The sequence below is a fragment of the Evansella sp. AB-P1 genome (assembly GCF_029688925.1).
In the GTDB taxonomy this organism is placed as follows: Bacteria; Bacillota; Bacilli; order Bacillales; family Salisediminibacteriaceae; genus Evansella.
The window spans coordinates 49,793-68,434 of record NZ_JARUKY010000023.1; the positions used below are offsets into that span (position 1 = coordinate 49,793).

At 34.9% G+C, this 18,642-nt stretch carries 16 protein-coding genes and 1 tRNA gene; 7 read left to right on the forward strand and 10 right to left on the reverse strand.

The window, feature by feature from the left end; translation table 11 throughout:
• Positions 1-372: 372 nt before the first annotated feature.
• From glpK to QA612_RS19435, 4 genes are all read right to left on the reverse strand, one after another.
• Complete coding sequence (gene glpK, locus QA612_RS19420) at positions 373-1,854, reverse strand: glycerol kinase GlpK (protein ID WP_278285487.1); 1,482 nt, start codon at positions 1,852-1,854, stop codon at positions 373-375.
• A 13-nt stretch (positions 1,855-1,867) separates the two neighbouring features.
• Positions 1,868-2,833, reverse strand: a complete 966-nt coding sequence (locus tag QA612_RS19425; RefSeq protein ID WP_278285488.1) for a transketolase family protein — start codon at positions 2,831-2,833, stop codon at positions 1,868-1,870.
• On the reverse strand, positions 2,830-3,660 hold the full coding sequence (locus tag QA612_RS19430; RefSeq protein WP_278285489.1) for a transketolase: 831 nt from the start codon (positions 3,658-3,660) through the stop codon (positions 2,830-2,832). The genes QA612_RS19425 and QA612_RS19430 overlap by 4 nt, the downstream gene beginning before the upstream one ends.
• Before the next feature lie 109 nt (positions 3,661-3,769).
• Entirely contained in the window at positions 3,770-5,206 is a 1,437-nt protein-coding gene (locus QA612_RS19435) for an L-fucose/L-arabinose isomerase family protein (RefSeq protein ID WP_278285490.1), read from the reverse strand.
• Between the two features lie 1,170 nt (positions 5,207-6,376).
• Between QA612_RS19435 and QA612_RS19440 the strand changes: the two genes are divergently transcribed.
• Complete coding sequence (locus QA612_RS19440) at positions 6,377-6,754, forward strand: SET domain-containing protein (RefSeq protein WP_278285491.1); 378 nt, start codon at positions 6,377-6,379, stop codon at positions 6,752-6,754.
• A gap of 193 nt (positions 6,755-6,947) precedes the next feature.
• Here QA612_RS19440 and QA612_RS19445 read toward each other — a convergent pair whose 3' ends face one another.
• Both QA612_RS19445 and QA612_RS19450 read right to left on the reverse strand, forming a co-directional pair.
• Positions 6,948-7,715, reverse strand: coding sequence for an IclR family transcriptional regulator (locus QA612_RS19445; RefSeq protein ID WP_278285492.1), 768 nt, complete (start codon positions 7,713-7,715; stop codon positions 6,948-6,950).
• A gap of 40 nt (positions 7,716-7,755) precedes the next feature.
• The gene (locus QA612_RS19450; protein ID WP_278285493.1) at positions 7,756-7,944 is read right to left on the reverse strand and encodes a glycoside hydrolase family 88 protein; all 189 of its coding nucleotides are present in this window, start codon (positions 7,942-7,944) and stop codon (positions 7,756-7,758) included.
• A 32-nt stretch (positions 7,945-7,976) separates the two neighbouring features.
• Here QA612_RS19450 and QA612_RS19455 point away from each other — a divergent pair, with 32 nt between their 5' ends.
• From QA612_RS19455 to QA612_RS19465, 3 genes are all read left to right on the forward strand, one after another.
• A complete protein-coding gene (locus tag QA612_RS19455; protein WP_278285494.1) occupies positions 7,977-8,762 on the forward strand; it encodes a glycoside hydrolase family 88/105 protein in 786 nt (261 codons plus the stop codon).
• A 428-nt stretch (positions 8,763-9,190) separates the two neighbouring features.
• Complete coding sequence (locus QA612_RS19460) at positions 9,191-10,639, forward strand: SulP family inorganic anion transporter (protein ID WP_278285495.1); 1,449 nt, start codon at positions 9,191-9,193, stop codon at positions 10,637-10,639.
• Between the two features lie 19 nt (positions 10,640-10,658).
• Positions 10,659-11,072 (forward strand): universal stress protein, encoded by a 414-nt coding sequence (locus QA612_RS19465; RefSeq protein WP_278285496.1) that lies wholly within the window; start codon positions 10,659-10,661, stop codon positions 11,070-11,072.
• 60 nt (positions 11,073-11,132) lie between these two features.
• Here the strand turns inward: QA612_RS19465 and rnjA are convergent, their stop codons facing one another.
• A complete protein-coding gene (gene rnjA, locus QA612_RS19470; RefSeq protein ID WP_278285497.1) occupies positions 11,133-12,797 on the reverse strand; it encodes a ribonuclease J1 in 1,665 nt (554 codons plus the stop codon).
• A 237-nt stretch (positions 12,798-13,034) separates the two neighbouring features.
• The gene (gene cypC / locus QA612_RS19475) at positions 13,035-14,291 is read right to left on the reverse strand and encodes a CYP152 family fatty-acid peroxygenase CypC (RefSeq protein WP_278285503.1); all 1,257 of its coding nucleotides are present in this window, start codon (positions 14,289-14,291) and stop codon (positions 13,035-13,037) included.
• Positions 14,292-14,720: 429 nt separating this feature from the next.
• On the opposite strand from cypC, the gene QA612_RS19480 reads away from it, so the two are divergent.
• Positions 14,721-14,796: transfer RNA gene (locus tag QA612_RS19480), tRNA-Asn, on the forward strand.
• Between the two features lie 197 nt (positions 14,797-14,993).
• The gene (locus tag QA612_RS19485) at positions 14,994-15,857 is read left to right on the forward strand and encodes an MBL fold metallo-hydrolase (protein WP_278285504.1); all 864 of its coding nucleotides are present in this window, start codon (positions 14,994-14,996) and stop codon (positions 15,855-15,857) included.
• A gap of 472 nt (positions 15,858-16,329) precedes the next feature.
• On the opposite strand, the gene QA612_RS19490 is transcribed toward QA612_RS19485, so the two are convergent.
• Positions 16,330-16,698 (reverse strand): DUF2512 family protein, encoded by a 369-nt coding sequence (locus QA612_RS19490; protein ID WP_278285498.1) that lies wholly within the window; start codon positions 16,696-16,698, stop codon positions 16,330-16,332.
• Between the two features lie 109 nt (positions 16,699-16,807).
• A complete protein-coding gene (locus QA612_RS19495; protein ID WP_278285499.1) occupies positions 16,808-17,509 on the reverse strand; it encodes a DUF421 domain-containing protein in 702 nt (233 codons plus the stop codon).
• A gap of 568 nt (positions 17,510-18,077) precedes the next feature.
• Here QA612_RS19495 and QA612_RS19500 point away from each other — a divergent pair.
• A complete protein-coding gene (locus QA612_RS19500; protein WP_278285500.1) occupies positions 18,078-18,488 on the forward strand; it encodes a GNAT family N-acetyltransferase in 411 nt (136 codons plus the stop codon).
• The last annotated feature ends 154 nt before the right edge of the window (positions 18,489-18,642 follow it).

Below are 18,642 nucleotides of genomic sequence, written 5' to 3' on the forward strand. Positions count from 1 at the left end.
ACGAAATATTGTTAACATATCTTATGTTCCAAAATAAAGAACCCTTATGATAAAAAATTCTTCTTGTAAAAGTGGTGCCGAGTTTGGTGCCCAATTTTAAGAATTTAATGGTATTACAAAGTATCAGCTATCATCGAAACCCTAATGTAGAGCATGTTCCAGCACTATGAGCCACTGTGAAAACAATCTGGATAGAACTTCAAAACCTTCTGGGAGGCGCGTGACGTCTCCGCTGGGTTCGATTCCCACACGTTCCCGCCAACCCTACATATAAAAGGTCAACCTTCCCCCTCCTCATACGAGAAAGGAAAAGGTTGATCTTTTTAGTAAATGTTCCATTTTTATATTCCATTATTTTATTTCTTCAGTAAGCTATTTAACTAAAACCCTACTCACTGACTGTTGCCACCCCTGATAGTTTTTTATTCTAACCTTCTCTGAAACTAGTGGTCGATAAATTTCATTATCCCGATTAAGTTTACTAATTTCGTCAGTGGAACTCCACATCCCTATCCCTAGTCCTGCTAAATAGCCAGACCCCATTGCAGATAGTTCTGATATATTAGAGGCTACTACGTTTGTGTCTAGCATATCTGCTTGAAATTGCATAAGGAAACTATTTTTTGTTGCTCCTCCGTCGACTTTTAGCTCTTTAATATTTATGTGTGATTCTTTTTCCATTAGTTCAACAACATTTTTTACCTGGTAAGCAATACTTTCTAATCCCGCACGAACGATATGCGCTTTAGTCGTGTTTCGGCTCATTCCCATAATTGCAGCTCGTGCATAAGGGTCCCAATAAGGTGCTCCTAAACCTACAAATGCAGGGATCAAGTACACTCCTTGATTATCAGTTAGTGATGATGCTAATTTTTCTACTTCATTGTAATCAGAAAATAAGCCAAGGTCCTCTTTGATCCACTTCATTACATCTCCAGACGTATGGATTATCCCTTCAAGAGCATACTCAATTTTACTGTCAATCCCCCATGCTATCGATGTAACTAATCCATTGTGTGCATCAACCAAGTTACCTGTGTGGAGCAAAACGGAAGTACCAGTACCGTAAGTTGCTTTAGCCATTCCTATTTCAAAGCATTTTTGCCCAAATAATGCACCTTGAGAATCACCGATTACTCCTGATATAGGGAGTTGCAGCAAATCATCATCTTCCACCATACCAAAATTAGCATTAGAATCCTTTACTTGAGGAAGCATCGATTTATTTATGGAAAATACAGCTAACAATTCTTCATCCCAATCAAGTGTATGAATATTAAATAGAAGCGTTCTACTTGCATTTGTATAATCAGTAGCATGGACTTTCCCGTCAGTTAGTTTCCAAATTAACCAACTATCAATGGTACCTAACAAGAGTTTTCCATTAGCTGCTTTTTCCTTTACACCGTCAACATTTTCTAATATCCATTTCACCTTTGTTGCGGAAAAATAAGGATCTAATGTTAAACCAGTTTTACTTTTTACGGTACTTTCATAACCTAACTCTTTTAAGTCTTTACAAATATCAGACGTCCTTCTGCATTGCCATACGATGGCATTATATACTGGAATACCTGATTCTTTATCCCATACGACTATTGTTTCCCGTTGGTTTGTTACAGCTAAAACTTTCAACACATCTTTAGCATTAGGAACTGTGTTTATTGTTTCCTTTAACAACCGCTTAACATTTTCATAGATTTCTATAGGATCATGCTCAACCCAACCTGGATTAGGATAATATTGTTCATGACTTGCACCTTTTTTATGAATAACCTCACCTTGCGAATTAATAAGTAGCACTTTCGTCCCAGATGTGCTTTGGTCAACAGAAAGAATATATTCTCTTTTCATCATGCTCCTCCTGCTATTTCCTTACCATTTGTAAGGCTAGTTTACTGACATTTTCTTTATTTATACCATAGTGATTAAATACTTCCGCAGTTTTTCCTGTAATTGCAGGTTCATCTGGAATTCCGAGGATTTTCATTAACACAGGATGGTTTTGTGATACAACCTCTGCCACCGCAGCACCTAGCCCACCAAAAATACTATGCTCCTCCAATGTAATGATCCTTTTTGTTTCTTTAGCTGCTCTTATAATTACTTCTTGATCTAAAGGCTTGATGGTGTGCATATTTATTACTCTACAATAAACCCCTTCCTCCTCTAATCTTTCCGCTGCATCTAACGCCACTCGAACTGTTTCCCCAGCTGCAATGATAGTTACATCATCCCCATCTTTCATCGTTACAGCTTTTCCGATTTCAAATGGATAATCATCAGATAGATAAGAATCCTCCACTGGATTTCTTCCTATTCTCATATAAACAGGTCTTTCGTAACCTATTAATGCTTCAATCATTTTTTTCGCTTCATGACGATCAGCTGGTATCATTACATCTAAACCTGGAATTGCTCTAGTCACTGCTATATCTTGTAACGAATGATGTGACATACCGAGTGCTCCATAACTGACACCACCACTTATACCGATTAACTTCACATTTGTTTGGGAATAGGCTACATCCACTTTTATTTGTTCTATCGATCTCATACTTAAGAAGCAAGCCGGTGAAGCAACGAAAGGTTTTTTTCCTGAGTGAGCTAAGCCTGAAGCCATTCCTACAATATTTTGTTCAGCAATACCAACCTCAACAATTTGTTGCGGCAATTCTTGTCCGAACTTCACCATGGAAGCAGATCCTCTCGAATCACTTGTTAGTACTAAGATATCTTTATCTTTTTTACCTAATTCCAGTAAGGTCTCACTAATCACTTGACGATTGGCAATTTTATTACCACCTAAAGGTTTTAAGGCAACATTTTTCATACTAGTACCTCCAGTTGTTTTGACAGTTCCTCCATCGCTAATTTATATTCCTCTTCTGTAGGAACCCGATGATGCCACACGGTTTGATTTTCAGCAAATGAGATTCCCTTTCCCTTTACTGTATTAGCAATTAGCATTGTAGGCTTATCTACAGCTTTCGGTATATTATCAAATACTTGAACTAACTGTTCAATATCATTTCCATCAACTTCTATCACTTCCCAGCCAAAACTTCTCCACTTATCTCCTAAAGGTTCAATTCCCATCAGATCTTCTGTATTCCCAGTAATTTGTAATCTGTTTCTGTCAATAATCCCTACTAAATTATCTAACTTATATTGTGCTGCTGCCATAGCACCTTCCCATACAGAGCCTTCTGCTTGTTCACCATCTCCCATAAGCGTATAGACCTTATATTCCTTTTGATCTAGCTTAGCTGCTAATGCCATTCCAACTGCAATTGCTAGTCCATGACCTAAAGCACCTGTATTCATTTCCACACCGGGTACTTTATTGTTTGGATGACCGATTAACCGAGAGTTAAATTGTGAAAACGTCTTCAATTCTTCTTTCGGAAAAAAGCCCTTATCTGCTAAAATTGCCCAGTACGACTCCACAGAATGTCCTTTACTTTGTACATACCTGTCCCTTTCTTCCCATTTGGGATTATTCGGATCAACATTCATTTTATGATAGTAAAGAACAGTCAAAATATCAGTGTTTGATAAAGATCCACCAGTATGACCAGTACGTGCTTCATAAATCATGGTTAATAGAGTCATTCTTATCTCTGTTGCTTTTCGTTTTAAAAACGTCACATCTGTCATTTCATTTAGCCTCCTTATTATCACATAATTAATCTAACTAAATATGTGTATCTAACCTGAGAGTTGTTGCCATAAAGAACCGATAACACCTGACAGAGCAACAATTTTCTTATTTATTTATGTCGCTTCCTCTTAACCAAGCTCGTATTTCATGTTCCGTTGGATCTACTGGATCAGGAGTCAAACCTGGAATATATTCACAGGCTTCAAATAAAACAGGAATGACGTTAGCATGAATGCCAACTGAATGATGAATGTATGGACCTTTAACTAATTTTTCCTCCCACAATGGCCAATCATTCACTTCTACCCAAACATATGACCCTCTAGAAAATGGCCCTTCAATCCCTTTCGCTTTCCCTAAGAATATGGAATACTCTCCATGGTCCCCATCAAAGCGGGCAAGCGTCATCTCCCCACCTTTAATTTCTCCTTCATGAGTTCCTGGAGAATGATCTTCAAATAAAAAGTGTTTATTTAGTTTCGGTTTATCCTCAACACTTAAAGATACTGGAAAGTTTCCACAATGGAATAATAATTCCCCGTTAGGATTTTCCGGATGTCTAATTGTTATATCTGCAAAAAATGTTGGTTCTGTGTTTAACGTTGCTGCTTGAACCATAATAGAAGTAATGGCTCCATGGATATCCGTTTCACACGTCACTGGGATTTGCTCATCAGTAAGAATTGCATTGGCCAAACATGGCATAATTCCAATAATATCCTGCAATGTTGACCAGCATTGAATTGCAATCGCTGTACTTCTCGTATCTTCCGCCAACTGTTTCATTGCCACTTTCAATGATGCAATGCGACGAACATCTTCTTCTGAAACCGTGCTCCAATCCATTTTCTCTTTAATATATTTTACGGCTTTATCTAAGTTTGGACTCCCTTCTTTTTCTATTTTTAATGTAGCTTTCTTTATCTCATCAAGGGTGATTGGATGTATTTGTATACCAAAGGTCTCAAGTAATTCTCCTTCATTACAAATTACGGACCAGAAATCAGAAGGTCTTGTAGAAATTTGCAAGATTCGTAGATTATTAAAATGCTTCACTACATTAGCAGCACCAATAAAATTTTTAAAACCACGTTCAAAAATCGGATCATCAACACGACAATTAGTAATATAAGTGAACTTTACATTAAACCTTCGCAATACTTTACCTGTTGCAAATAAACCACATTGTGAATCACGTAGACGCATGCCACTGTCTAGTGGGGCTTCATCCCGCGGTCCCCAGAGTAAAACAGGTTTCCCAACCGCCTTCGCCACACGGGCAACAATATCTTCCGTACCAAAATTACAGTGGGGGAAAAACATTGCATCAACTTCTGCATCTCTAAATCTTTTAATAATTTTCGGCTCTTCTGATCGTTCGTAAAGCAATCCTTCTTCGTTAATTCCTTCCAAATCTACAATTTCAATGTCAAGACCAAAACTCTCCATTTTCTCTCTAATTAAATCTTTATACTTAAGTGCATCTTCCTTACTAAAAACAAATCTTCTCGTTGGTGCATATCCTAATACTAATTTAGACATATTAAAACCTCCTCAAATTTTTTAAATCTATGAAACTAGGTGATATCTTTTCAAGACGTAATGATTATATTTTCTACTACTTCATTGGAAGCAGTATCGGTGATTATATTCATAGTGGTTCGCAAACACACACATACGAACCTTATTAAAAGAATCGGAAAAATGAGTTTCATCAGTCACTTTATCTGGACAGTATTTACCCATTGAAATTTCTTTACATGTTAATGTTACTGTTTTATTATGTATTGATGTTTTGTTACTAATAGTCTTAAAGCTTTAATTACCTACTTTAACTTACAAAAGCGAAAGATACATTCATCGTTTCCATTATAAAAAAACATTGACTATTATGACGAACCTATCCCACAAATGCCGGGATCCCATTAATAACCTCCCCCTATCTAAAGATTAAAATTTACATATTAGAATCTTGCTTATTTACTAATAGATTAATAAGTAAAAAATTAATATCCTGGCTTCTCATACCATACAAATTAACATAATAATAAACACAACAATAAAAACACTAAATTTATTTAGTTAAACTACATTATTTCTTTATTACCTTTTAATTCCTTAATATAATATTATCAACAACAATATGACCAGTCAATTAATCTTCTAAATTTTTTTAGTTATTTTTTAGTTGTCTATATAGTGGAATTCCGTTATCTTTATTGTTCTCCCTTGTTTCACATACAAATAAATGATATATAATGTCCTCCTTTAACTAAACTTATAATAAACATTTTTAAAATATGATATAATTAAATAAACTTAGTTTATATTTTTTTATAAAGTTTTTGTCACAATTGTTGGGTGGAGTTTATAAATAGATGGTATTGCTAAATTAGCTAATGTTTATAATTTTGCTATGTTAATTGTTATTAGATTTTTGGTTAAAATGTACCTGGTGGTATCTCTTATATTCACTTCGATGAGTTATTAAAATTTACAATATTCCAATATAGACACTATAATTAAACCAAAAATTTATTTATAGACATTACACCCCTTTCTATAACTTCAAAACCTCTTGGGATGTATAGACGAAGCAGTATCATTTCGTTTTTTATCGTCTACATGATAAAATAGTTCTACCATAGAAGTTTATATATTCGATAATAATTAATTGTAAAAACAAATTAAAAAGACAGATAGGAGATTAATATGATTGAGATAAAGCATTCTCCCCTTAGTGATGGGGAATTCAATAGAGGCGTTTTTGCCACTTGCCATATTGCAAAAGGAGAACTTATACATGAAGCCCCCGTTCTCCCTTATCCAAATGTAGAGCATCAATTAATTGAGCATACCGTACTTGCAGATTACGTATATGAATATGGGAAAAACCACGGTGCGATCATCTTAGGGTATGGAATGCTTTTTAACCATTCATACGAACCTAACGCTACATATGAAATAAATTTTGATAACCATACATTTGACTACTATGCATATACAGACATCAAAGCAGGAGATGAGATACTTATCAACTATAATGGTGATGTTGATGACAAAGAACTACTTTGGTTCCATAAGAAGTAAAGAAGGGATTGCTGGGGCTATGCTAGCAGACTGTAGAGTCTTTTCATTTTTATTTCCACTATATTGATGAAAATTTGGTTAACAAAACATAATAAAAAAAGCACTTCTAAACAGAAGTGCTTTTTCTATAACTGGTCAGTATCGTGTTCACCAAAAAGTTTGAAGTAGAATACCTGTTTGTTTTTCAATTTCCTTAATTATAATCTACACAACCAGATTGAATTGATAATCGTCTTCCTAAATCAATTATCTCAGCTATAGCTCTTTCCTTTTTTTCCTTCCAGCTATGTTCAAGCATGGCAAAACTAACTCCTGCAATGAGCTCATTTTCATGATTGTATATAGGGGCTGCCACGCAATAAAATTCATCTGTCCCCTCTTGTTCTTCGCAGATATATCCTGTTTTTTTCGCACTCTCTAGCTCTTTCCACAATTCCTCAACATTTTTCAACGTCCGTGGTGTTAATTGAAACAAATGATCATCAGGATAAAGATTATTTAATTCATCATAATCGTATTGTATTAATTGAATTTTACCAATGGCGCTAGCATGTGCTGGAAACTGCATGCCAGGGTCAGTCACTAAGCGTACTCGAGACTTGCTTTCTTCTTTTGCCAAATAGACCACATTTGTCCCTTGTAAAATGCCTAATTGAATAGTTTCATGAATTTTATCTACCGATTTAGCCGCTTCTAAATAAAAGGATTGTAAAATATTAAATTGGCGAAAGTATGCTGCACTATATGACCCTAAGGTAGGTCCTAGTTTATACGTGTCTCCATTTCCTTTTACAACCCACCCAAGGACTTCCAACGTATTTAGTAGAGAAAACATGGTGCTTTTATTAATATTGAGTGCCTTGGAAAGATCAATTAATTTATGTTTACCAGGTTCTTTTGCGATTAAATTAATGACTAAGTTCGTACGTTCAATGGCTGGAACCCAATATTTTTCTGCCATACGATCACCCTCTTTATCCTTTAACATGATAAATAACTTTTTATATAGTGGTATACAAATATTCTACTAATGAAAGGATAGCCATGGATTGTCCATATGGCATGCATGTTACAGGAATTTTTTTATAGAAGTCAAGTGTTTCACCCATAGCTGTTCCAGCAGATACATTCTGTAACTCTCCTTTATCATTGATGTTTTCAATAACTGCTTGAACCGACTTTAAGCCCATGGGAATGGACTTCTGGAGTTGGTCTTTATGGAATGATGAAATATTACAAGTTAACTAAAAATGAAAAAGTATTAAATCATATTATTCAGTGGTTTGATAACCAATTTCAACAACCTCCTGTTGAAAAAAATGTGAACACGATGGTTCAGATGTTGACCCTTGCTTATTTATATGAAGAAACAAGAAATCCAACATATTTACCCTATTTAGAAACATGGGGAGATTGGCTTTACCATGATATGCCAAGAACAAATGATGGTGGAATACAACATGTGAATTTTCGTTCTCAACACTATCAGCAACTGTGGGACGACACCTTAATGATGAGTGTATTGCCATTAACGAAGATTGGTTTGCTCCTAAATAAACCAGAATACATTGAGGAAGCTAAGAAACAATTCTTGGTACACATAAAATATTTATTTGATAAAGAAACAGGTCTATGGTACCACGGCTGGACTTTCGAAGGGAATCACAATTTTGCAGGAGCTTTATGGGGACGAGGAAATTCTTGGATAACCATTGCGATTCCTGAATTTTTAGAATTAGTTGACCTACCGGAAAAAGACGCTGTTCGTGAAGTATTAATCGATACTCTAGAAAGTCAGCTAGAAGCACTAGAACAATGCCAAAATGAAAATGGACTATGGCATACATTGTTATTAGACCCAAAGCTCTTATTATCAATTTTTCGTCCATCAGCAAGAGGAATGGCATATTTACCATCTGGGTCATTTAAGTTTACTAAGTTTTCAATTAATAACTCAATCTTTTGTTCAATATCTTGTTTATTCATCTTACACACCTTCCTTAAATAATATATTTTCTATTTTGTTATGTAATACTCATTTGATGAATGTACTGATATAACAGGGATATTAACTAGCAATGAATATCAGCTACTCGACCAAGGTCACCTTTCATAATAGATTCATAGATTCCTATCGAAAGTTTCTCGTGCTAAACAATCATCTCTTTCTGATTACTTTCAAAAAAATAAGATGTAGCTTGTTCATTTAGTTGGATTTAATAACAGTTCTTATGGTTTAATATAGTAAACCTCAATTCAATATATAAAACTTAAGACTAATTATAACAAATTATCTCACTTAGTACTAGTATAGAAAACACCTTTTTCGTATACACGATCTTGAAATTGAATCTGGATATTCTACTATTTACCAAAATAAACCTTCCTTTTTTTTCACAAATTAAGAAAAGATATTACGTGAAAAGGAGGTTTTCTGTGAATACGATAAAAGAACAATGGTTTGGTAATATTAGAGGAGATATCTTAGCGGGGATTGTTGTTGCCCTTGCCTTAATCCCTGAAGCAATTGCATTCTCGATCATTGCAGGTGTCGATCCTATGGTTGGTTTATATACATCATTTCTTATTCCTCTAGTTATTGCCTTTGTTGGTGGAAGACCAGGAATGATATCTGCAGCTACAGGTGCCATGGCTCTTCTCATGATTGATCTAGTTGCTAGGCACGGATTAGAATATTTATTAGCTGCAACAATTTTAACTGGGATATTACAAATCATCTTTGGTGTTTTGAAACTAGCACGTTATATGAAGTTCATCCCCCGTTCCGTTATGGTGGGATTCGTAAACGCCCTAGCAATTCTTATTTTCGAGGCACAAATACCTCATTTATTTGGTCAAGGATGGGGTGTTTTTGCATTAGCTGGTGCTACTTTAGCGATTATTTACCTATTCCCTTATATTACAAAAGCTATTCCATCTACTCTAATAGCGATTGTTATTATTACAGCTTATACACTGTCCACAGGAACAAATGTGTTTACGGTTGGAGATATGGGAGCTTTAACGCAATCGTTACCCGTTTTTCTCTTACCACAAGTTCCATTAGTTTACGAAACATTGGTGATTATTTTCCCTTATGCTCTTGCTTTAACTATAGTTGGAATCCTTGAATCCCTATTGACGGCTACTATTGTTGATGATATGACAGATACAGATAGTAACAAGAACAGAGAAAGTAGTGGTCAAGGAATTGCCAATATTGTTGCTGGCTGTTTTGGTGGAATGGCTGGATGTGCTATGATCGGGCAATCAGTAATTAATGTGAAGTCTGGTGGACGTGGTCGATTATCCACTCTCGTAGCTGGAATTGTCCTCATTCTATTAATAATGATTTTAGGAAATATTGTGGTACAAATTCCAATGGCAGCACTGGCAGGAGTAATGGTTATGGTATCCATTAGTACATTTGATTGGAATTCATTAAGAACGATACTTATTGTTCCTGCAACAGATTCTATTGTTATGGTCGTAACCGTTGCAACGGTAGTCGTTACACATGACCTTTCAAAAGGTGTTTTTGCAGGTATTCTGTTAAGTGCTATATTCTTTGTATCAAAAATTTCAAAAGTTACAATTACTAGTAAACTTCATCCAACGAAAAAAGAACGAACATATTATATTACCGGACAATTGTTTTTTGCTTCTGTTTCTGAGCCTATATCAGAATTTGATTTTAAGGAAGAATTGATAAAAGTAATCCTCGACTTCACCCATGCTCATATTTGGGATGACTCTGCTGTTGCAGCCATGGAAAAAATCATTACAAAATTTGAAGAAAACGGAACGAATGTTGAAATAACAGGCCTTAATGAAGCAAGTACACTTTTAGTTGATAGGTTAAGACATAAATTAAATAGTCATTAAATAAGGAGAGAAAACAATTATGTTCAAGAAAATTTTATTAGCGTCAGATGGATCTGAATATGCTATTCGGGCAACAGAAAAAGCGATAGAAGTTGCTAAGTGTAATAGAGATTCAATGATACATGTTGTGTATGTGGCAGACGATGCAAAGAGCGATGTGCTACAAAATTGGAACACGTTAGGACCTCAAGATAAGCGAAAAGAAAAAGTAAATCCTAGTATAGATAAAATAGAAGAAGCAAATATCAACTATGAAGTTCATTATCTACATGGTGATCCAGGCCCTGCAATTGTTAAACACGCCAATGAACATAATTTTGACCTCGTAGTAGTAGGTAGTCGTGGACGAAATCGGCTTCAAGAATTAGTTTTAGGAAGTGTTAGTCATAAAGTGGCTAAAAGAGCTCGCTGTGCAGTAATGATTATAAAATAATGACAGAAGAAGGTTGCTAAAAGAGTGAAAAACCCGTCGATGACGGGTTTTTCACTCTTTTTATATTTCCATGATGATTGGGAGGATCATTGGTTTTCGTTTTGTTCTTTCATATAAAAATGGCCCTAGAACATCCGTAATTTCATTTTTAATTTCAGACCACTGAGTAGTTTTGTTTTCCATTAATTTAAGGAGATTTCCTGAAATTTTTTCTTGTGCTTCATTAATTAAGTCACTTGATTCTCTCATATAAACGAAACCACGAGAAATAATATCTGGTCCCGAAACTACGCTGAATTCCTTTAAATTTAGAGTAACAACAACAACCACAAGTCCTTCTTCAGATAGAATTCGCCTGTCTCTTATTACAATATTCCCTATATCCCCAATTCCACTGCCATCAACAAAAACAGATCCTGATGGTATTTTTCCTGCTATTGCTGCTTCATTTTGATCTAGTGCTAAAACTTCACCATTATCCATTATAAAACAGTTTTCTTCTTCAACACCACAGCTTTTTGCTAATTGAACATGTTGCTTTAGCATACGATACTCTCCATGAATGGGAAGAAAACACTTAGGTCTTAGTAGACGAAGCATAAGTTTTTGTTCCTCTTGTCCACCGTGACCTGATGTATGAATATTATTTAATGGACCGTGGATAACTTCTGCCCCAACACGATAAAGCTGATTAATAATTTTATTCACACTTAATGTATTCCCTGGAATTGGAGAAGCTGAAAATACGACCGTATCTCCTGGAATAATTTGAATTTTATTATGTCTACCATAAGCAATTCTAGAAAGTGCTGCCATTGGCTCTCCTTGACTTCCCGTGCATAAAATCATGAGTTGTTCACCGGAAAGCTTATTCAATTGTGAAGCATCAATGAATGTGTCCTTCGGTACCTTTATATATCCTAAATCTAAAGCCAAATCCACAGCTCTTTCCATGCTTCGTCCAAATACCGCAACTTTTCTATTGTATTTAACCGCCCCTTCGATTGCCTGCTGAAGGCGATATATGTTTGATGCAAAGGTTGCAAAAATTATTCTTCCATCTACTTCACGAAAAATAGTCTCAATGCTTTCTCCTACTTTACGTTCGGACAAAGTGATACCAGGTATTTCGCTATTCGTACTATCTGAAAGGAGACAAAGTACTCCCTCTTCTCCTATTCTAGCCATTTTCGACAAATTTGCTGGTTCTCCAACAGGTGTAAAATCAAATTTAAAATCCCCTGTATGAACAATATTTCCAGGAGGTGTCTTCACAACAATTCCATATGAATCAGGAATGCTGTGTGTCGTTCTAAAAAAGGATATGGATGTTTTTGTAAATTTCACTACATCATCCTCGTTAAATTCGATTAACTGTGCTTCTCTTAATAATCCATGCTCCTCTAATTGATTTCGAATTAATCCTAGTGCTAATTTACCTCCATAAATAGGAATATTCATTTGTCGAAGTAAATAAGGGATTCCACCTATATGATCCAAGTGACCATGTGTAATAAACAATCCTTTAATTTTGTCTTTATTCTTTTCTAAATACGTATAATCAGGAAGAACTAAGTCAATTCCTAACAATTCATCTTCAGGAAATTTAAGACCTGCATCGATAATAATAATTTCGTCTTGAAATTGTACGACATACATATTTTTTCCGATTTCCCCCAATCCTCCGAGGGCAAATACAGCTACTTGATGGTTTTTTGCTTTCATTTTAATTTCTCCAATAACATTATTTTTTTGTTAAATATTCTTTCTTATTATGTAAGTTTTTTAGAAACAAAGTTATCAATAAGCTTACTTTTTAAATGTAAATGTAAATAATTCCTGTCCTCCCAATTACACTATATCATAATGTGTCGCACAAAGAAAAAAGTTGAAGGTTTATACCAACAACCAAAATTAAGAATACTCTAAATAAACCTAATCTTTTTACCTAATATTCTATAATTATTGGTACTTTTTTCTTACATTACACATAATAAAACCACTTTCTGGGAGTGTAGGCATTTTAGCCATACTAAAGTTTAAATCTTGGTCAGGTACGTCATAATTTATTTTTTGTACGAGGTATTTAAGAGTAGCTTTCATTACTTCTACTGTTATACCCTCTCCTGGACAGCGGTGTCCTTTCTCTACTTCTCCACCTCCTTGGGGAATGAAGTCAAACAAGCTTCCTTTCCATTCTTTAAACCTTTCTGGAAGAAATTCATTTGGTTCCTTCCAAATCCTTAGATCATGATTTGTTCCGTATATATCCAGTAAAACTAACATTCCCTGCTTAAATTCACATCCATTCCAAGTAAAATCCTTTTTCACACGAGCACCTACAAATGGACCAAAAGGATAAAAACGACGAACCTCTTGAGCAAACATTTCAAAATCATTATCCGTTCCCGATTCCAGTTTGTATCGCTTATCTTCATATTTGTGTAAAGCAACCCCTGCAAATGTAATAAAAGTAGAAATAGCAACTATGGGCCTTAACACATTGATCAGCTCTACTGCAGCCATTTGAGAATCTAAAAGGGAGTCATTAAGATCCCTATGAAACGCCAGCTCATATAGGGCTGAATCTTCTACTACCTTCCGTTTCCCTTCTCGAACGTCTTCAATAATCCTACGAATCCATTCTTCTGTCCTCGTCCTTGCTCTCCTTCCTTTCCAATGCCTAGGGCCAACTGCACCAAAGGCATCTACCATGGAACTAAAATCATCTGCACGTTCCTTTAGTTCCTCTTCCTTAACGGGAACTCCAGCCCAATGGCATGCAACTCTACAGAGAATTTCCTTTGCCTCCTCAAAAAGAACTATCTTTTCTACTCCTTGCCATTTGACTAAGGATGCTTCCCATTGCTCCATTGTAAGCTCGGCCAATCTCTTTTGATGGGGTGGAGTCATTAATGACATAAACAAAAGCTTTCTATGAGTATGAGCATCCCCATCCATCGTTTGAATGGCATTTTCTCCAAACAATGATTTCTGTACTCTTTTAGGTGTAGCTCCTTTTCGTTGAAAAAATTCTGTATCATAAAAGATTTTTGCTGCCTCTTCTCCATGCATACAAATGACTCGTTGACCTAAGAGACGAGCTTCAAACAAGTCTGATTGGTACTTCTCCACTCTATTTTTTATAAATAAATATCCCTCTTGCATTAATGTGATACTGTTATCTAAACCCTTCTCATGCGGTAATTGGTCATTCAAAGCCATTAATTTATCCCCTTTATTTAATAAAGTTTTGTCTTCTCACTATTGTTATAACCATTACGAGGTTTTTTCTATTCTATTTAGAAAAATGTTTTTATAATCTCTTCTTTTTTGTTACATCTGTTACATACCTGCTCCATTTCTAACATACTTTCTTTTAAAACATGGAATGTTTCTCTTTTGCAATTTTTACAATATTTCCATTTTGTTACTTCTACCATTGGATCACCGCCTATTTAGGGAATTCCTTGTTATTATTCTCCAGAAGTGCAATAAAATGCTTTAATTTACAAAGTTAATTATCTGAAAAATGTTAATCTAATGATTTTGTATAATGATGTTTAAAAGAACATAGTAATCACCATACTATAAACTGTTTGAGAAAGAGTACAGACATGTTTTACCTAACTAAAAACTTATTACTATTCCACAGTAGCTCAGTTGGTAGAGCAATCGGCTGTTAACCGATCGGTCGTAGGTTCGAGTCCTACCTGTGGAGCCATTATTATTTATAAGAAAATATCAAAAGTGATTGAATATATCGAGAGGCACCACCTACTTCTCTGAAAGTAGCTGGTGCCTTCCATTTTGGCATCCCAATTATATTTCGTCTTCTTAAGAAAAATATGAGTAGTAGGGGGAAGCTTTTAGGAGAAAATATTATTGTTTGAATTTCTAAATAAGAAAGGTGACAAGGAAATGGAAAAAGAGCAACTATCCTATGGAAGTGACTATAAGCCAATCCCTGCTACTTCAATAACAAGTGGTGTTGGAATAGAAGTAATCCCTGATTTGTATTGTTGCAATGTTCAAATCGTTAATATTTGCTTAGTGGGAAAACCTGAAAGTAAAGATTTTATTTTGGTGGATGCTGGAACACCGGGGTCAGCAGACACGATTTTTTCAATGGTGGAGGGTCGATTTGGTGTCGACAGCCAACCTAAAGCAATTATCTTAACGCACGGTCACTTTGATCATGTTGGCGCAATTCTTGAATTAGTAAAAAGGTGGAATGTTCCTGTATTTGCACATGAATTAGAGATGCCTTTTTTAACTGGAAAGGAATGTTATCCTGCCCCTGATCCTTCTGTAGAAGGGGGAATGGTAGCTAAACTGTCGTCCTTATTTCCAAATGAACCTATAAATTTAGGAAGTTACGTACAAGCATTACCTGCGGATGGTCGAGTTCCAGAAATGCCAGAGTTTAAATGGATTCACACCCCTGGACACACTCCAGGACATGTATCCCTTTTTAGGGAAAAAGACAGAGTTTTAATAGTAGGGGATGCCTTTGTGACTGTTAAGCAGGAATCCTTATATTCTGTTTTAACACAAGAGCTGGAAATTAGCGGACCTCCTCGTTACTTAACACCTGATTGGCAACGATCGTGGGAGTCTGTTAAGAAGCTAGAACAATTAAGGCCTGCTGTAGCGGTAACAGGACATGGACTACCTATGATAGGAAAAGATTTGGAAGGAAATTTAAGTAAGCTTGCAAATGATTTTGATAAACTGGCTATACCTGATTATGGGAAATATGTTGGTAAAAATATGAAACATTAATTTGTACCTATATCTTATAATAATAAATAAGGCCCCTACTTATCTTGAAAAATAGGTGCCTTTCTCCGCTTATTGCATTTGGCTGGGTTACATTGTTGTATTCATCTATGTTTATTGCCCAAATACGGGAAAGTTAGCATACTGTATCTTCATAACATGCATAGAAGGAGGATGTTATGAAAATTGAAAAAGGTATAATTGCTTATGTAGTACCTTCTCATCGATAAGATACTACATATACGTTGTATTACATGGTGGATGTGGTATAAGTTTGATGGTGAGATGGGCTGTTGTGAAAGTTGCATTAGAAATATTACTAAAACGAAGAAGCGAATTGTACCCTAATAAGAAAGTTTATTTAGTGTTACTTCACGTTTTTTAAAGCTTCCTTAATTAATTGGTGTAATAGTAAAAACAGCTATCGTCTAATAAATTGGACTGATAGCTGTTTTACCCTTAAAATAACAATAAATTAAGTTTGTGGAGATGGATCATTCTCATAGAGTATTGTAGAACCTACAAATTTATGGAAAAACCATTCTCCTACACTTATTACAAGGGATGAGATAAAGGCAAGAGAAAAAGGAACACCAATTCCGTAAATAAACGGAGATAGTAGCCAAATGGAAGCAGTGGTCAATCCTAAATCCGCTATTGTAGCAACAAGGTTATTAGAAATTCTTAATATCCCCATATCTCCTACAATATAACTTAACCCTACAATTAAGAGTGATAATATAATTGTTCCAATGAATGGATAGTTGTTAACTCCAGTTAGAACGATTAAAAGAACAAGAGCAACCATTAAAACTTTAACAACAATTGCTGAGACATGTTTCACTTTTAAACACCTCCTAGAAAGTATCAAATTTATTATGTCTCTTTAAGAGGCATTTACTAAATTTACTTACATCATAATACATCCAGTTTTTCCATATTAATTTATTTTGTTAATCAAAGGAAGGAGACTTGGCATCTTCTCGTTTATCTAGATAAATTGTTCCTTCAATGTCAATTTGGGCAAAAAATACTTCATCCAATTTTGAAATATTGTTTTTCTTTAAAATACCCTTCACCCAATTAATGTCTTTACCGAGCATATTTAAGGTGCTGGTTAAAATTTTTCCGTCAATGATAAATGCTTGTGGAACACCTCTGCTAGATTGAAATTGGTTTATATCCTTTTTCATAACATCTAGATAGGCAGGTTTCTTTAAAACAGAAACTGTCCCGTCCGTCTCCAAAATGGCACTTTCCACTTGATCCACGTAAAACACACCTTTTTTCCTTAAATTTGTAATTAATGAGTCAATCGTCATTCTATTTTTCTTTAAGCCATTCTCCAGTACTTCCCCATTTTTAATTAAATACGTTGGTTCATCCTCTAATACCTTTCTCCCCCATAGACTTTTAATGGCAATGATACTAGTAATAAACGTATATATACAAAACAAAATCAACCCAGTCATACTTATGGAAAGTGGTGTATTTGGCTGTAACATTGCACCTGCAGCTACTGAGCCAATAGTGATACCTGCTACAAAATCAAAAAAGGTCATTTGTGCAATTAGTTTTTTGTTAAGAATCCGACAAAGGATATACAATATAATAAAGGCAATCGTTGTTCGTATAAATATATCTATAAAAGTCATTAGAATCCATCTCCCTTTTTACTGTAAAACTTTCAAGATTAAATTGACCTAAATCTTCAAATATTATTACTAGTGGAAATGATATTCGATGGAAAACAACAATAACCAAAATAACAACTGTAATGCTTGCAATAATCGTAAACAACGCAACTAATAAAAGCTGAGAAATTGTATGTATGATTGAGGGTTATTCTCTTCGTAATTCGGCAGAACCCATAAAAGATGTTAGTTATGTTACCTCTCCTCTTCTATTGGAGACATAAGTTGCTCTCAGTCTTTGAAAATATGGGTATCGAGGAAATACATGTGACCTATTGCTTTTACTCAGAAATAGGAAGCGTGGTATTACTGATTGTAAACCACGAAACATGGTGGTCTCTGGTGGAGGAAAATCTACCATTAAAAATTACTCACTTAAATAATAAATTACAAAATTCCAAGATACATACTTTTGATGACTACAATTTTGATGGTCCGTTGACATTCTTGACTGGATTGACCAAGAAGGTATTTACACTCTATCTATAGAATGATATATAAATCTCTTTATAGATTTGGAGGAGTATAAATGGAGTGGTATAAAGAAGATTTTGTAGTTAGTGACGATAAAGATAGAATAATCTTAGAGGATGTCTCTAAGTTACTAGCTACAACATACTGGGCATCGAATAGAGCAATAGAAACCATTGAAAAAAGCATTAACAACTCTTTGTCATTCGGATTATATTTTAACGGAAAGCAAGTAGGCTTTGCGAGGGTAGTTACTGACAAAGCTGTGTTTTCATGGATATTAGATGTTGTCATAGATGATAATTACAGGGCTAAAGGATTAGGTAAATGGTTAATGGAATGTATAATTGAACATCCTGAAATTAAATATACTGCATTTGCTATAGCAACATCTGATGCACATGATTTTTATAAAAATTTTAATTTTAAAGATAATGTATGTATGACAAAGCCTATACTGTCGAAATAAGAAGAATTCTTGCACGAACAGGTACGTTAGTAAACAAGTCTAATAGACTTTAAATGAATCACTAAATTATAGAAGTACAATTGTATAAAAATCAACATTGACCGCTAACATAGCCTAAAACAAAAAAAGACACTCTCCATCGAGAATGCCTTCA

Excerpts from the sequence above, each read along its gene's own strand:
- glpK (WP_278285487.1), bottom strand. The coding sequence starts at position 1,854 with ATGAAAAGAGAATATATTCTTTCTGTTGACCAAAGCACATCTGGGACG.
- QA612_RS19425 (WP_278285488.1), bottom strand. The coding sequence starts at position 2,833 with ATGAAAAATGTTGCCTTAAAACCTTTAGGTGGTAATAAAATTGCCAAT.
- QA612_RS19430 (WP_278285489.1), bottom strand. The coding sequence starts at position 3,660 with ATGACAGATGTGACGTTTTTAAAACGAAAAGCAACAGAGATAAGAATG.
- QA612_RS19435 (WP_278285490.1), bottom strand. The coding sequence starts at position 5,206 with ATGTCTAAATTAGTATTAGGATATGCACCAACGAGAAGATTTGTTTTT.
- QA612_RS19440 (WP_278285491.1), top strand. The coding sequence starts at position 6,377 with ATGATTGAGATAAAGCATTCTCCCCTTAGTGATGGGGAATTCAATAGA.
- QA612_RS19445 (WP_278285492.1), bottom strand. The coding sequence starts at position 7,715 with ATGGCAGAAAAATATTGGGTTCCAGCCATTGAACGTACGAACTTAGTC.
- QA612_RS19450 (WP_278285493.1), bottom strand. The coding sequence starts at position 7,944 with ATGGGCTTAAAGTCGGTTCAAGCAGTTATTGAAAACATCAATGATAAA.
- QA612_RS19455 (WP_278285494.1), top strand. The coding sequence starts at position 7,977 with ATGATGAAATATTACAAGTTAACTAAAAATGAAAAAGTATTAAATCAT.
- QA612_RS19465 (WP_278285496.1), top strand. The coding sequence starts at position 10,659 with ATGTTCAAGAAAATTTTATTAGCGTCAGATGGATCTGAATATGCTATT.
- rnjA (WP_278285497.1), bottom strand. The coding sequence starts at position 12,797 with ATGAAAGCAAAAAACCATCAAGTAGCTGTATTTGCCCTCGGAGGATTG.
- QA612_RS19485 (WP_278285504.1), top strand. The coding sequence starts at position 14,994 with ATGGAAAAAGAGCAACTATCCTATGGAAGTGACTATAAGCCAATCCCT.
- QA612_RS19495 (WP_278285499.1), bottom strand. The coding sequence starts at position 17,509 with ATGACTTTTATAGATATATTTATACGAACAACGATTGCCTTTATTATA.
- QA612_RS19500 (WP_278285500.1), top strand. The coding sequence starts at position 18,078 with ATGGAGTGGTATAAAGAAGATTTTGTAGTTAGTGACGATAAAGATAGA.